The sequence below is a fragment of the Pseudomonas sp. DWRC2-2 genome, from assembly GCF_049897885.1.
In the GTDB taxonomy this organism is placed as follows: Bacteria; Pseudomonadota; Gammaproteobacteria; order Pseudomonadales; family Pseudomonadaceae; genus Aquipseudomonas; species Aquipseudomonas azotoformans_A.
In genome coordinates this window covers 1,228,626-1,242,527 of sequence record NZ_JAFCXD010000001.1, presented here as the reverse complement: position 1 = coordinate 1,242,527, position 13,902 = coordinate 1,228,626, and the positions used below count along the sequence as shown (strand labels likewise).

Genomic DNA, 13,902 nt, shown 5'->3' with positions numbered 1-13,902 from the left:
ATTTAACGGATGAAACTGAAAAACACCTTGGGCTTGGCCATTGGTTCTCTTATTGCCGCTACTTCTTTCGGCGTTCTGGCACAAGGCCAAGGCGCAGTTGAAGGCGAGCTGTTCTACAAGAAGCAGTACAACGATAGCGTCAAGCACATCGAAGACGGCTTCAATCCTGGCGCTCGCATCGGTTACTTCCTGACCGACGACCTGTCCTTGAACCTGTCCTACGACAAAACCAACCACACCCGTTCGAACGACGGTACTGGTAACCAGAAGATCAAAGGCGATACCGGCAGCCTGGTTGCCCAGTATCACTTCGGTCAAGCTGGCGTAGACAGCCTGCGTCCATACGTAGAAGGCGGTTTCGGCCACCAGAGCCGTACCAACGTTCAAGCTGACGGCCACAGCGGTCGCGACCAGACTACCTTCGCTACCGTTGGTACTGGCGTGAAGTACTACTTCACCAACAACCTGTACGCTCGTGCCGGTGTTGAAGCTGACTACGGTCTGGACAACGGCAAGTGGGACTACTCCGCACTGGTCGGCCTGGGCGTGAACTTCGGCGGTAACGCTGGCGCAGCTGCTCCAGCTCCTACCCCAGCACCAGCTCCAGAGCCAACTCCAGAGCCAGAAGCTCCAGTTGCTCAGGTTGTACGTGTTGAGCTGGACGTTAAGTTCGACTTCGACAAGTCGGTTGTTAAGCCTAACAGCTACGGCGACGTGAAAAACCTGGCCGACTTCATGGCTCAGTACCCAGCTACCAACGTAGAAGTTGCTGGTCACACTGACTCCGTAGGTCCAGACGCTTACAACCAGAAGCTGTCCCAGCGTCGTGCTGACGCTGTTAAGCAAGTCCTGGTTAAAGACGGCGTTGCTCCTAGCCGTATCACCGCAGTAGGTTACGGCGAATCCCGCCCAGTTGCTGACAACGCAACTGAAGCTGGTCGTGCTGTTAACCGTCGCGTAGAAGCGTCGGTTGAAGCTCAAGCTCAGTAATTACTGAGTGGTAGAAAAAAGCCCGGCTTAGGCCGGGCTTTTTTTCGCCTGCAATTTGCCTCATGCGCTGGCGACTTGGGCGAGTCTAGCGACCTGGCCTGGGGCTGCAACACGGCCGATCACCAGGATAGCCGGGCTCTTCAAGGCGAATGCCTGCGCATCTTCGTACAGACGCCACAGCTCGCTGCGACATTCCCTCTGCTGTGGCAGCGATGCATTCTCGATCATCGCCACCGGCATATCCGCCGCCATCCCGCCGTCCAGCAGTTGCTGGCGGATTTCCTCCAGCTTCGCTACGCCCATGTACACCACCAGAGTGGTCCCGCCTTCTGCCAGCGCACGCCAATTCAGGCTGCTGTCGTCCTGGGTATGCGCCGTAACCAGCGTCACGCCGCGACTCACCCCGCGCAAGGTCAACGGCACCGCGCAATTCGTCGCGCCTGCCAGCCCTGCGGTAATGCCGTTGACCAACTCCACCTCGACACCCCGTTCACGCAGCCACATCGCCTCCTCACCACCGCGCCCGAAAATGCACGGGTCTCCGCCTTTGAGGCGCACCACACACTTGCCTTGGCGCGCATAACGTAGCATCAGGCGGTGGATGAAATCCTGCGGGGTCGACCGGCAGCCACCGCGTTTACCCACGGTAATCACCCGCGCTTCAACGCAATGTTCCAGCACGGCCGGGTTGACCAAGTCATCGATCAGCACCACATCGGCCTCACGCAGGGCGCGTACCCCCTTGAGGGTCAACAGCTCCGGGTCACCCGGACCCGCGCCTACCAGCCAGACTTTTGCATTCATAAGGTGTTCCTCGTCCAGGGATGACGTCAGCGGTGAAAGAGTGAGTACAGCAGCACCAGATTGATCAGCAGCGAGAGCAGCGCCAGGGTGCGCCAGAACTTCAAGGGTTCACGCTCCAGTAATGGCTTGGGGCGGATGCTAAGTTCCTGGCGGTCAGCCTGTTCCAGCACGCGCAACCACTCTTCGGCGGTCTCATAGCGATGGGCGGGTTGGGCCGCCACGGCCCGCTCCAGGCTGAGGGGCAGCCAATCCGGCAGGTCCGGGCGGTAGCGGCTGGCGCTGACAGGTTGAGTGAACCGTGGCCGTTGGAAAGCCTCGATTTCGCCGTAGGGGTAATGTCCGGTCAGCAGGTAATACAAGGTTACGCCAACGCTGTATAAATCCTGTTGGGCCGTAGGACGGTCGCCATTGAAGGCTTCAGGTGCAATAAAACTAGGCGTGCCCGGTAACGCATGGTCGCTGTCTTCCGACAGGCCTGGGCAATACGCCAGGCCGAAATCCAGCACCCGCAATTCGCCGTCGTCCCCGAGCAGCAGGTTTTCTGGCTTGATATCGCGATGCAGAATCTGCCGTCGATGCAGCATGCCCACAGCGCGCAGCAAACGCTCGGCAATCGACTGCCATTGTGCCAAGGGCAAGGGGCCTTGATGCAGGAACAGTTCGGCCAAGGTCTGGCCGGAGTATTCACGCATCACATAGTACAAATGCTGGCGCCCGCTGCCGGCATGCACTTCAGGAAACGCCCGTCCCGCAACCCGCCGCAGAAACCATTCCTCCGACAGCAAGGCCTGGCCGGCATCATGCTCATCGTCGCGGCTCAGCGGCAGGGTTTTCAGCAGCCAGGGTTGCTGCTGGGCATCGCGCACCCGGTAAAGCAGTGACTGCCGGCTTTGTGCCAACACGCTTTCAACCTGCCAGCCTTCAAAATGCTGCCCGGCTTTCAACGGCGGTGGCAGTGGCCATTGCTGCAACTGCACCAGCGCATCACCGAGGGTGGCGGCGCCGAGGGTGTCGATCCGGATGAGCAGCGCGCTGGCATTGTCCTGGCTGCCGGCCAGGTGCGCGGCAGTCACCAGGGTGTTGACGGCCAATTGCATGTCCGTCTGTTCGCGCAGAATTGCCTGAATACTCTGATCGCCCAGGGTGGCCCACACACCATCACTGAGCAGCAGGAAACATTCGCCTTCACGCAACTGACCGTCGAGAAAATCCACCACCAAGTGCTGATCCAGGCCAAGGGCGCGCTTGAGCACATGCTGCATGCCCGGTTGCTCCCACACGTGATCCTCGGTAATGCGCTGCAATTGGCCGGCGAGCCAACGATACGCCCGGCAATCGCCGACATGCGCCAGGGTAAAACGCTGGCCGCGAAACACCAGCGCGCTCAGGGTGGTCAGCAGCGGCTGACCACCGCCATTGGCTTGCAGCCAGCGATTCTGTGCCAGCAGCAAACGCTCCAGGGCCTGGGCCACGCCCCAGGTTTGCGGTGTGGCGTAGTAATCCAAGGCCAGTGCCTGCAAGGTCGAGCGCGCGGCCAGGCCGCCGTCGGCGCATTGGCTCACGCCGTCGGCGATGGCGCACAGGTAGCCCTTGCTCGCCGCCAGTTCGGCCACGGGCGTGACCACCCGCAGCGCGTCCTGGTTTTCCGCCCGTGGGCCAATGGCACTGGCCTGGGCGACGCTCAGTTGCAGGCTCATCAGACCCGCGCAGCCGTCACGGCCGCCGAGCCCCAGGTGGTTCTCCAGCGACGCTTCACGCCGTGCAGGCCGAACCAGGCCAGCACGCCCAGGCTGGCGAACAACCATAGCGCCATCTGATAGCTGCCGGTGCTTTGCTTGATCGCGCCCATGCCGGCTGCCAGGGCAAAGCCGCCGATACCGCCGGCCATGCCGATCAGGCCGGTCATCACGCCGATTTCACGGCGGAAACGCTGCGGCACCAGTTGGAACACCGCGCCATTGCCTGCGCCAAGGCCCAGCATGGTGCAGACGAAAAGCGCCAGCGCTGCGTAGGAACTCGGCAGATTGAATCCCACCGCCGCGATGCAGATCGCCGCCACGCTGTACATGCCCAGCAGGGTACGAATCCCGCCGAAACGGTCCGCCAATGCGCCGCCCAGTGGGCGCATCAGGCTGCCGCCGAACACGCAGGCGGCGGTGTAGTAGCCAGCGGTTACCGGGCTCAGGCCGTATTGGTCATTGAAATAGCCGGGCAGGGCGCTCGCCAGGCCGATAAAGCCGCCAAAGGTCACGCTGTAGAAAAACATGAACCACCAGCTGTCCCGGTCACCCAGCGCCTTGAAGTAGTCGGCCATGGACTTGGCCTTCGGGCGTTCCGGGGCGTTGCGCGCCAGCCAGGCAAAGACAATCAGGGTCAGCACCAGAGGGATCAGCGCGAAACCGAACACGTTGCTCCAGCCAAACGCGGCCGCCAAAACCGGTGCCAGCAACGCGGCGAACACCGTGCCGGAGTTGCCTGCACCTGCGATGCCCATGGCTTTGCCCTGGTGTTCCGCCGGATACCATTGGGAGGCCAGGGGCAGCGCAACGGCAAACGAGGCACCGGCCATGCCGAGGAACACGCCCAGCAACAGCGCTTGTTCGTAGCTATGGATTCCGAGTTTCCAGGCGCCGAACAGGGCGCAGATCACGATCACCTGACCAATCAGCCCGGCCGTCTTGGGCGACAGCTTGTCTGCCAGCATGCCCATCAAAAAGCGCAGAATCGCACCGGCGAGGATCGGCGTCGCGACCATCAGGCCACGCTGCTGAGTGGTCAGGTGCAGGTCGGCGGCAATCTGTATCGCCAAGGGGCCGAGCAGGTACCAGACCATGAAGCTCAGGTCGAAATACAGGAACGCGGCAAACAGGGTCGGGGTGTGCCCGGATTTCCAGAAGCTTGATTTCATCACGCACCTCAACGGTTGGGAGTCTTGCAAGAAGGCCAAAACGAAAAAACGCCGCCACCGGGTTCGCGAGGGCAAACCGGGTGTGCGACGTCTTTGTCGGGGAGGGGCAACCGCCGTTGGCTACCTGTGATGAATGCTTAGCAAGAGCTGCGCCAAATCAGCCGAGCAGTTCGCTCATGGCGATAATCTGCTCTGCCACCTGGATCAGCTTCTGCTGGCGGCTCATGGCCTGGCGGCGCATCAGGGTGTAGGCCTCTTCCTCGTTGCAGTCTTTCATTTTCATCAGCATGCCCTTGGCCAGCTCGATGCGCTTGCGCTCGGCCAACTGCTGGTCGCGGGCTTGAAGCTGCGCGCGCAAGGCCTGGTCGCTTTCGAAGCGGGCCATGGCTACATCAAGGATCGGCTGCAGGCGTTGGGCCTGGATACCTTCGACGATGTAGGCGCTGACGCCGGACTTGATCGCCTGGCGCATCACGTTCGGGTCGTGTTCGTCGGTGAACATCACGATGGGCCGGGGTTGGTCGCGACTGACCAGCACCACTTGCTCCATCACATCGCGGCCCGGTGACTCGGTATCGATCAGGATGACGTCCGGGCGCACCGTTTCGACGCGTGCGGGCAGGTCAATGGTCAGGCCGGACTCATCGATGACGTCAAAGCCGGCTTCGATCAGTGCCGTCCTCAGTCGGCCGACTTTACGCGGCGTGTCGTTGATCAGCAGGATTCGCAGCATGGAGGTCCTCCTGTCAGCGCAAGGCTTGGCGGTGGGTCGGATCGGCCAGCGCATGCAACCGGAAGCTGCGGGCATAGCCGGCGGGGTCGGAACCGTCCCAGATTTTGCCGTCGATCAGCTGGCTGCTGCGCATGTCCTGGTCATTTGTGGCGATACCCAGCCCATCGGCGGCCTGGCGATACAGCGCCAGTTGTTGCACCTGGCGCGCGACGTCGAGGTAGTCGGGGTCTTCGCGCAACAGGCCCCAGCGCCGGAACTGGGTCATGAACCACATGCCGTCGGAGAGGTAGGGCAGGTTCACTTTACCGTCGGCAAAAAAGCGCAGCGCGTGGGGATCCTGCCACTGATTGCCCAGGCCGTCGTCATAGGCGCCCAACAGGCGCGGTTCGATGCAATCCAGCGGAGCGTCAAGGTATTCGCGGCCACTGAGCAGTTGCGCGGTGGAGCGGCGGTTTTCGGTGCTTTCTTCGATAAACCGGCTGGCCTCCAGGATCGCCCTCACCAGCACGCGTGCCGTGTTTGGATACTGGTCGACGAACGCCTGGGTGCAGCCAAGTACCTTTTCCGGATGATCCGGCCAGATCGCCTGGGTGGTTGCCAGGGTAAATCCTTGGTTTTGCTTGACCGCGCTGGCGCACCAGGGCTCGCCCACGCAAAACCCGTCGATGCGCCCGGCTTGCAGGTGCGCTACCATTTGCGGCGGTGGGACCACCACGCTGTCCACATCCTGCAAGGGGTGAATGCCCTGGCTCGCCAGCCAGTAATACAGCCACATGGCATGGGTGCCTGTGGGAAACGTCTGGGCGAAGGTCAGTTTTGTTCGGCTTTGGTGCACGTGGCGGTCCAGTGCCTCAGGAGTGATCACCCCCTGTTGTTGCAAGCCGTGGGACAGGTTGATGCTCTGGCCGTTCTGGTTGAGCCCCATCAGCACAGCCATGTCAGTGGGTGCGACGCCGCCGATACCCAGGTGCACGGCGTAGATCAGCCCGTACAGGCTGTGGGCGGCGTCGAGTTCGCCGCTGACCAGTTTGTCGCGCAGGTTGGCCCAGGACGATTGGCGCTTGAGGTTCAAGGTCAAGCCATAGGGTTGCGCGAAGCCCTGGGTGGCCGCCACCACCATCGAGGCGCAGTCGCTCAAGGCCATGAAGCCTAGGTCGAGGCTGCTCTTTTCCGGGGCATCACTGCCGTTGACCCAGGCCAGCGGGTCGTTCATCGGGCTGTTGCCAACCGAATCGTTCATCAACACCTACCTTTTCTTTCAAAAAAAAGCGTCGTTCCCTCAGATGGCGATGTAAGCCAACGCGGGTAACGACGCCTTTGTCCGTAAGCTCGCTCCGCCGTTGGCGCGTGCTCTGATACAGAGTTCATAGCAAGGCACATGCCACGGCTGGCTGGGCCTGGAGAGTCATCAACTTTTCATCAAGATTGAAAGCGGGCGGGCTCTCAGTATGGCGACTCTCTCATTGCCAGCCCCCAGGAAAGCCCACGGTGTACGCCGAAGTCCCAGCAACGATGCCTCGCCTCTGGCTATACCGCCGACTGTTGTTTGTCGTGCTGCTACTGATCAGTGCGCTGGCCTGGGGCGAGCTTTACCAAGCACAGGACGAGAGCCTGCATACCGTGTTCACTGCGCTGTCGGTGCCACTTGGGTTGCCCATCGTTGTCAGTCGCGAAGTTGCACGCAAACGCCTCAGCGCAGCACTGGATTTTGATGCGCCTCAACAGGCCCTGGAGGCGGTTGCACTTGAGCAAGGGTTGATCTGGTACAGCGACGGGCAAGCGTTGTATGTCTATGACGCGGGTGAAGCCAAGAGCTCTGCGGTGACCTTGCGGCATATCTCCGTCGACAGGCTGCGTAACCTCATGCGGCGCTCCGGCCTCGATGCGTCGCGCTATCCGTTGCGTGAAAGCGGAGCACGCACGTTTTCTGTCTCCGGCCCGCCGAATTACATCGACCAGGTGCTGCGTCTGGCTCAGCTGATGGACCGGCAACGGGCGGAATTGCGGGTGGGCGCTCAGTCTTTTGCCGTCGTCCAGGTGCTCAACACTGATGTAGTGGATCGACAGTACGGCACGCGCGACAACCCGGTCACCGTGCCGGGGATGGCGTCGATGATCGAGACCTTGTTGGACAGCGAGCAAAAGGGCTTGCTCTCGGACAAGAGCCTGGGCGTGATCGCTTACCCGGACAGCAACAGCCTGTTGATCAAGGGCAAGCCGGCCCAGGTGAGTTTCATCCAGAAACTGGTGGCGGAACTCGACGTGCCCAAGCGAGCGATCGAGGTTTCGCTGTGGCTGGTGGATGTTGAGCGTGATGAATTGAAGAAGTTGGGCCTGGATTCGGACGAGCAACCGAAGGCGTCGACCACGCGCGTCTTGGCTCCCCTGGACGATAGCCAGCTTATGGCGAAGGTGGGTGCATTGGAGCGCCGTCGACGGGCGAAGGTGGTGACGTTGCCGGTGATCCTCACCCAGGAGAATGTGCCGGCGGTGTTTCAGGACAATCACACGTTTTATCTGCCGCCCCGCGGAGATGATCGCGCTGACTGGAAACCGATGCGTTATGGCACCCAGGTCAGCGTGCTGCCGCGTTTTGGCGAGGGCAACCAGATTGAGATGCGCCTAGAGGTGGACGAAGGGCGCCAGATGAGTGAGCCGGGGCAGCGTGAAAAAAATGCGGCGGTGGGGCAGATCGGCATCAACAGCGTGGTCCGAGTGCCTCAGGGCAGACGCTTGTGGTTGGGGGCGTTTCGACGGGAATCAGAAGGGCGAGCGGCAGGTCGTGCAGCCCAAGTGCGCCTGTTTGTGATCCAGGCCAGGGCGGTGGGTAGTGAATTGAAGGGGCAGGAAGAGGCGGGCGGGCCACCGCCCCTGACTACGGCGCAGTACGAGCGTGTCCAGCGTGCGTTTGTGCGACCGCAGCGCGATGTCTCACCGTAAACAAGGTGTTAACCCATGCATCTGGAAATTCTTCTGCAGGAACAACTGATCAGCCGCAGGCGGCTGGCGGCCTTTGCACCCGGAAAGGTGCTGCCGTTGGCACCGGAGATCATCCACAGCGTGGAAGTCCGGGTGAACGGGCAACTGCTGGCCTTGGGCGAGCTGGTGCAGTTGGAGGACCGACTGGGGGTTGAGTTGCATGAGGTGTATCAAGCGTGGCTGCCTGTGGAAGAGGGGTAGCGAAACGTCTTACAGCACGTTTTCAAAAGCCGCTGGATGTATGGGTTTTTTCCTAGTGTGAGTCGTGAGCCAGGTTTTTATAGTCGTGACATGGGTGCATGGGTCAGTGATTGAAATGAGGGCTTCAATGTCAGCAGTCGGATGCCGAGGTACGCATGGCCGTCAGGGATGATGGAGGGACAGCGACTTCCCTGGTGTTCGCACGTTGGACCCTGCATCACCACGGCCGCCTGACCGGTGAGGGTTCGGATGTCCAATTACCGCCCAAGGAGTGCCAGGTGTTGCGGCTGTTGTTGGTGTCTGACGGTGCCTTGATGACCAAGGATCGCTTGCTGGAACTGGGCTGGCCGCAGGGAGAGGTTGCCGAGGAGTCGTTGACACGCTGCATCTACTCGCTGCGCAAGTACCTCGGTGCCGACAAGGGGTTTATCAAGACGATCTACGGCCGGGGATATCGGTTTACCTGTCCGGTGCGCGCAGTGTCGGGGCGTGCGCAACAGGTGTGTGCCGCCTGCGGGCACGTCAGCCAGGGTTTGTTGAAGCGTGGCTAGGTTCTGGAGCAAGGGCTGGGTGCTGGGTGCGCTGATGGTCAGTCATCAAGCGTTGGCCTACTGCTGGGAGGAGGCTGCCAGTCACTACAATATCGAGCCGGAGTTGTTGCAGGCGATCGCCGTCGTGGAGTCGGGTAATCGCGCGCAAGCGATGAATCATGCCAACCGTAATGGCACCCGGGACATCGGCCTGATGCAGATCAACAGCATTCATCTGCCACGCTTGCTCAAGCAGGGCATCACCGAGGATCGCTTGATCAACGAGCCGTGTTTGTCGGTTGAGGTGGGGGCTTCGATCCTGGCCGAGTTCATCCAGCGCTTTGGGTACAACTGGACGGCAGTGGGTTCGTACAATGTGGGGACAGGCGCCGGGCCCGAGCGTGAGGCATTGCGCCTGCAGTATGCGCAGAAAATCTGGGCGTATTACGAGCAGTTGGTCGCGCATCGTTACTGACGATTGGGGTTCACGCCTCGCGCCTTACCTGTCACCCCGGCTATAATCGCCGTCACCTTTCGCCGCCTCCGAGTCTAGCCCGCCCATGTATACCCTGGCCCGCCAGCTGTTGTTCAAACTTTCCCCGGAAACTTCCCACGATCTGTCCCTGGACCTGATCGGTGCCGGTGGCCGCCTGGGGCTCAATGGCCTGGTATGCAAGGCTCCGGCAAAAATGCCGGTCTCGGTCATGGGGCTCGATTTTCCCAACCCGGTCGGCCTGGCGGCTGGCCTGGATAAAAACGGTGCGGCCATCGATGGCTTTGCGCAGTTGGGTTTCGGTTTTGTCGAAATCGGCACCGTCACCCCACGTCCACAGCCGGGCAACCCCAAGCCGCGCATCTTCCGCCTGCCGGAAGCCGAGGCGATCATCAACCGCATGGGCTTCAACAATCTGGGCGTTGATCATCTGCTGTCGCGGGTTCAGGCGGCGAAGTACAAGGGCATTCTCGGTATCAATATCGGCAAGAACTTCGATACGCCGGTCGAGCGTGCCGTTGACGATTACCTGATCTGCCTGGACAAGGTCTACGCCCACGCCAGCTATGTCACGGTCAACGTCAGTTCGCCTAATACACCGGGCCTGCGCAGCCTGCAGTTCGGTGACTCCCTCAAGCAACTGCTGGAAGCCCTGCGCCAGCGCCAGGAAGACCTGGCCGTGCGCCATGGCAAGCGCGTGCCGCTGGCGATCAAGATTGCCCCGGACATGAGTGACGAAGAAACGGTACTGGTTGCCCAGGCCCTGGTGGACGCGGGCATGGACGCGGTGATCGCGACCAACACCACTCTCAGCCGCGTCGGTGTCGAAGGCCTGGCCCATGGTGATGAGGCGGGCGGTCTGTCCGGTGCTCCAGTACGTGAGCAGAGCACTCATATCGTCAAAGTGCTGGCCGCCGAACTGGCTGGGCGTTTGCCGATCATCGCCGCAGGTGGCATCACCGAAGGCAAGCACGCAGCGGAGAAGATCGCCGCAGGTGCCAGCCTGGTGCAGTTGTACTCCGGCTTTATCTACAAGGGCCCGGCGCTGATCCGCCAGTCGGTGGACGCTATCGCAGCACTGCCTAAAGCCTGAACTGCGCCCATTAAAAAGGGCTCCATCAAGGAGCCCCCTGGGCCGAAGCCCGCCGCCCGGATGGGGCGTGCGTGGTTAAGTCGTTAAATCTTCATCGGTGGTGATGTCGGAATTAGTTGCCCTTGATTAGCCGACGGCGTGAAGTTCGTTGAGTCTGTGGATTCCCGCAGTGCCAGTCATACCGTCCCAGTTGTCGCCGCGTCCTTCTCGCCAGCCGTTGATCCAGGCTTGGCGTACCGACGGTAGAGTAAATGGGCAAAGCTCACGGGATTTGCCATGAACGCCATATTGATATCCGCGTAAAAATGCTCTTTCCAACGGATCACGCTTAAGTCTTCTCATAGGGTGTTTCCCTCACTTGTTGACTGTCTTGATATCCTTCGGCCCCGCTTGGGGCCGGGCAGAGTTTTTCTGCCGTTGGTGGGCTCGCTGCCGGCGTGGCGAGCCTATGTGTCGGCGTCGTTACGGCGCCAACCTGTGTTGAGTTCTAACCAATAGGTCACATGGATTCAATGATCGTTTTGTCATAAGCACGTAACGATAACGATGCTATAGCCATAAGCTGGGATGGCTTTTCGCCCCATTTGTGGGGTAAAGCCAGCTATGATGCACCCTGCATAGAGGATGGGTTTAATCCTTTAGTGAGAATGTCCGCCCGTTGCAGTCGGTTATTATTCGACGAAGGGTCGGAATATTTCTTTTTGTTACAGCTAATTGTTTATCTGCCCCGTCAATAAAGGCCCAAACGCCTGTCGGACGGGGTGGGACGGCACATTCGTGCCACGCGAGCACTCTTCAAGAAAAGTGCTTGATTGAAAACCGAGCCGGCGATGCGTCGCCCGTTCATTTATTGCTGAAAAGCCTGGAATGCCCCATGTCGGACCGTTTTGAACTCTTCCTCACCTGCCCCAAGGGCCTCGAAGGCCTGCTGATCGAGGAAGCCGTCGGGCTTGGCCTTGAGGAAGCCCGCGAGCACACCTCGGCCGTGCGCGGCATGGCCGACATGGAAACCGCCTACCGCCTGTGCCTCTGGTCGCGCCTGGCCAACCGCGTATTGTTGGTGCTCAAGCGCTTCCCGATGAAGGACGCCGAAGACCTCTACCACGGCGTGCTGGACATCGAGTGGGCCGACCACATGGTGCCGGACGGTACCCTGGCTGTTGAATTCAGCGGTCACGGCTCGGGTATCGACAACACCCACTTCGGCGCGCTGAAGGTCAAGGATGCGATCGTCGACAAGCTGCGCACGCCGACCGGCGAACGCCCGTCCATCGACAAGATCAACCCGGACCTGCGCATCCACCTGCGTCTGGACCGTGGCGAAGCCATCCTGTCCCTCGACTTGTCCGGCCACAGCCTGCACCAGCGCGGTTACCGCCTGCAGCAAGGCGCGGCACCGTTGAAGGAAAACCTGGCCGCCGCGATCCTGATCCGTGCAGGCTGGCCACGTATTGCCGCTGAAGGCGGTGCGCTGAGCGACCCGATGTGCGGCGTGGGCACCTTCCTGGTGGAAGGCGCGATGATCGCCGCCGACATGGCGCCCAACCTGAATCGTGAACTGTGGGGCTTCACCACTTGGCTGGGTCACGTCCCGGCGCTGTGGAAGAAGCTGCACGCAGAAGCTGCTGAACGTGCCGCCATCGGCATGAACAAGCCGCCACTGTGGATCCGAGGCTACGAAGCCGACCCCCGCCTGATCCAACCCGCGCGCAACAACATCGAACGCGCAGGCCTGAGCCATTGGATCAAGGTATACCAGGGCGAAGTCGGCACCTTCGAACCGCGTCCGGACCAGAACCAGAAAGGCCTGGTGATCTGCAACCCGCCGTACGGCGAGCGTCTGGGTGACGAAGCCAGCCTGTTGTACCTCTACCAGAACCTCGGCGAGCGTCTGCGCCAGGCGTGCATGGGCTGGGAAGCGGCGGTGTTCACCGGCGCGCCGGACCTGGGCAAGCGCATGGGCATCCGCAGCCACAAACAGTATTCGTTCTGGAACGGCGCGTTGCCGTGCAAGCTGCTGCTGATCAAGGTCAATCCAGACCAGTTCGTCACCGGCGAGCGTCGCACCCCGGAACAGCGCCAGGCTGAGCGTGAGCAAGCCGCTTACGATCAAGCTCCGGCTGAGCCGCAAGAGCGCCAGTACAACAAGAACGGCAACCCGATCAAACCCGCGCCGGCACCTGTGGTCGAGCAGGCGCGCCTGAGCGAAGGCGGGCAGATGTTCGCCAACCGCCTGCAGAAGAACCTCAAGCTGCTGGGCAAGTGGGCCAAGCGTGAAGGCGTGGATTGCTACCGTGTGTACGACGCCGACATGCCGGAATACTCCATGGCCATCGACCTGTACCACGATTGGGTCCACGTGCAGGAATACGCCGCGCCGAAATCCATCGACCCGGAAAAAGCCTCCGCGCGTATGTTCGATGCCTTGGCGGCGATTCCCCAGGCGCTGAACATCGACAAGAGCCGCGTGGTGGTCAAGCGTCGCGAGCGTCAGAGCGGCACCAAGCAGTACGAGCGCCAGAGCGCCCAGGGCAAGTTCACCGAAGTCAGCGAAGGCGGCGTGAAGCTGCTGGTCAACCTCACCGACTACCTGGACACCGGCCTGTTCCTCGACCACCGCCCGATGCGCATGCGCATCCAGAAAGAAGCGGCCGGCAAGCGCTTCCTCAACCTGTACTGCTACACCGCCACCGCCAGTGTGCACGCGGCCAAGGGCGGCGCGCGCAGCACCACCAGTGTCGACCTGTCCAAGACCTACCTGGACTGGGCGCGTCGCAACTTCTCCCTCAACGGTTTCTCGGACAAGAACCGTCTGGAGCAGGGTGACGTGATGGCGTGGCTGGAGGCCAGCCGCGATGAGTTCGACCTGATCTTCATCGACCCGCCGACCTTCTCCAACTCCAAGCGCATGGAAGGCATCTTCGACGTACAGCGCGACCACGTGCAGTTGCTCGACCTGGCCATGGCGCGCCTGGCACCGGGCGGCGTGCTGTACTTCTCGAACAACTTCCGCAAGTTCGCGCTGGAGGACAACCTCAGCGAACGCTATGCGGTCGAGGAGATCAGCGACAAGACCATCGACCCGGATTTTGCGCGCAATGCCAAGATCCACCGGGCGTGGAAAATCACCGCACGCTGATTGCTGCACCAAAAAGCCGCAAGCCTGGATTA

The 13,902-nt window shown here is 61.2% G+C and carries 13 protein-coding genes; 7 read left to right on the top strand and 6 right to left on the bottom strand.

The window, feature by feature from the left end; genetic code table 11:
* Window positions 1-9 precede the first annotated feature (9 nt).
* Complete coding sequence (locus ACP7EW_RS06060) at window positions 10-990, top strand: OmpA family protein (RefSeq protein ID WP_015885346.1); 981 nt, start codon at window positions 10-12, stop codon at window positions 988-990.
* A 60-nt stretch (window positions 991-1,050) separates the two neighbouring features.
* Here ACP7EW_RS06060 and cobA read toward each other — a convergent pair whose 3' ends face one another.
* The 5 genes from cobA to ACP7EW_RS06035 all read right to left on the bottom strand — a co-directional run bounded on the left by cobA (window position 1,051) and on the right by ACP7EW_RS06035 (window position 6,675).
* Complete coding sequence (gene cobA / locus ACP7EW_RS06055) at window positions 1,051-1,794, bottom strand: uroporphyrinogen-III C-methyltransferase (protein ID WP_426215933.1); 744 nt, start codon at window positions 1,792-1,794, stop codon at window positions 1,051-1,053.
* A 26-nt stretch (window positions 1,795-1,820) separates the two neighbouring features.
* Entirely contained in the window at window positions 1,821-3,491 is a 1,671-nt protein-coding gene (locus ACP7EW_RS06050; protein ID WP_426216399.1) for a protein kinase domain-containing protein, read from the bottom strand.
* Window positions 3,491-4,702, bottom strand: a complete 1,212-nt coding sequence (locus ACP7EW_RS06045; protein WP_016979267.1) for a nitrate/nitrite transporter — start codon at window positions 4,700-4,702, stop codon at window positions 3,491-3,493. Before ACP7EW_RS06045 ends, ACP7EW_RS06050 begins: the two co-directional genes overlap by 1 nt.
* A gap of 157 nt (window positions 4,703-4,859) precedes the next feature.
* Window positions 4,860-5,435, bottom strand: coding sequence for an ANTAR domain-containing response regulator (locus ACP7EW_RS06040; RefSeq protein ID WP_010208501.1), 576 nt, complete (start codon window positions 5,433-5,435; stop codon window positions 4,860-4,862).
* A gap of 13 nt (window positions 5,436-5,448) precedes the next feature.
* Window positions 5,449-6,675, bottom strand: coding sequence for a CmpA/NrtA family ABC transporter substrate-binding protein (locus tag ACP7EW_RS06035; protein WP_426215931.1), 1,227 nt, complete (start codon window positions 6,673-6,675; stop codon window positions 5,449-5,451).
* A 272-nt stretch (window positions 6,676-6,947) separates the two neighbouring features.
* On the opposite strand from ACP7EW_RS06035, the gene sctC reads away from it, so the two are divergent.
* From sctC to ACP7EW_RS06010, 5 genes are all read left to right on the top strand, one after another.
* The gene (gene sctC, locus ACP7EW_RS06030) at window positions 6,948-8,375 is read left to right on the top strand and encodes a type III secretion system outer membrane ring subunit SctC (protein WP_426215929.1); all 1,428 of its coding nucleotides are present in this window, start codon (window positions 6,948-6,950) and stop codon (window positions 8,373-8,375) included.
* 15 nt (window positions 8,376-8,390) lie between these two features.
* On the top strand, window positions 8,391-8,615 hold the full coding sequence (locus ACP7EW_RS06025; protein WP_033900531.1) for a FliM/FliN family flagellar motor switch protein: 225 nt from the start codon (window positions 8,391-8,393) through the stop codon (window positions 8,613-8,615).
* A 155-nt stretch (window positions 8,616-8,770) separates the two neighbouring features.
* On the top strand, window positions 8,771-9,166 hold the full coding sequence (locus tag ACP7EW_RS06020; protein WP_269131663.1) for a winged helix-turn-helix domain-containing protein: 396 nt from the start codon (window positions 8,771-8,773) through the stop codon (window positions 9,164-9,166).
* Window positions 9,159-9,620, top strand: a complete 462-nt coding sequence (locus tag ACP7EW_RS06015; RefSeq protein ID WP_038847164.1) for a transglycosylase SLT domain-containing protein — start codon at window positions 9,159-9,161, stop codon at window positions 9,618-9,620. The genes ACP7EW_RS06020 and ACP7EW_RS06015 overlap by 8 nt, the downstream gene beginning before the upstream one ends.
* An 85-nt stretch (window positions 9,621-9,705) precedes the next feature.
* A complete protein-coding gene (locus ACP7EW_RS06010) occupies window positions 9,706-10,731 on the top strand; it encodes a quinone-dependent dihydroorotate dehydrogenase (RefSeq protein WP_033900535.1) in 1,026 nt (341 codons plus the stop codon).
* Between the two features lie 126 nt (window positions 10,732-10,857).
* On the opposite strand, the gene rmf is transcribed toward ACP7EW_RS06010, so the two are convergent.
* A complete protein-coding gene (rmf, locus tag ACP7EW_RS06005) occupies window positions 10,858-11,073 on the bottom strand; it encodes a ribosome modulation factor (protein WP_002553055.1) in 216 nt (71 codons plus the stop codon).
* A 532-nt stretch (window positions 11,074-11,605) separates the two neighbouring features.
* On the opposite strand from rmf, the gene rlmKL reads away from it, so the two are divergent.
* Window positions 11,606-13,870, top strand: a complete 2,265-nt coding sequence (gene rlmKL / locus ACP7EW_RS06000; RefSeq protein ID WP_016979274.1) for a bifunctional 23S rRNA (guanine(2069)-N(7))-methyltransferase RlmK/23S rRNA (guanine(2445)-N(2))-methyltransferase RlmL — start codon at window positions 11,606-11,608, stop codon at window positions 13,868-13,870.
* Window positions 13,871-13,902 lie beyond the last annotated feature (32 nt).

Bases quoted from the DNA above. Each gene is read 5' to 3' on its own strand.
- ACP7EW_RS06050 (WP_426216399.1), bottom strand. From the start codon at position 3,491: ATGAGCCTGCAACTGAGCGTCGCCCAGGCCAGTGCCATTGGCCCACGG.
- ACP7EW_RS06035 (WP_426215931.1), bottom strand. From the start codon at position 6,675: ATGAACGATTCGGTTGGCAACAGCCCGATGAACGACCCGCTGGCCTGG.
- rlmKL (WP_016979274.1), top strand. From the start codon at position 11,606: ATGTCGGACCGTTTTGAACTCTTCCTCACCTGCCCCAAGGGCCTCGAA.
- ACP7EW_RS06025 (WP_033900531.1), top strand. From the start codon at position 8,391: ATGCATCTGGAAATTCTTCTGCAGGAACAACTGATCAGCCGCAGGCGG.
- cobA (WP_426215933.1), bottom strand. From the start codon at position 1,794: ATGAATGCAAAAGTCTGGCTGGTAGGCGCGGGTCCGGGTGACCCGGAG.
- rmf (WP_002553055.1), bottom strand. From the start codon at position 11,073: ATGAGAAGACTTAAGCGTGATCCGTTGGAAAGAGCATTTTTACGCGGA.
- ACP7EW_RS06010 (WP_033900535.1), top strand. From the start codon at position 9,706: ATGTATACCCTGGCCCGCCAGCTGTTGTTCAAACTTTCCCCGGAAACT.
- ACP7EW_RS06060 (WP_015885346.1), top strand. From the start codon at position 10: ATGAAACTGAAAAACACCTTGGGCTTGGCCATTGGTTCTCTTATTGCC.
- ACP7EW_RS06040 (WP_010208501.1), bottom strand. From the start codon at position 5,435: ATGCTGCGAATCCTGCTGATCAACGACACGCCGCGTAAAGTCGGCCGA.
- ACP7EW_RS06020 (WP_269131663.1), top strand. From the start codon at position 8,771: ATGGCCGTCAGGGATGATGGAGGGACAGCGACTTCCCTGGTGTTCGCA.
- sctC (WP_426215929.1), top strand. From the start codon at position 6,948: ATGCCTCGCCTCTGGCTATACCGCCGACTGTTGTTTGTCGTGCTGCTA.
- ACP7EW_RS06045 (WP_016979267.1), bottom strand. From the start codon at position 4,702: ATGAAATCAAGCTTCTGGAAATCCGGGCACACCCCGACCCTGTTTGCC.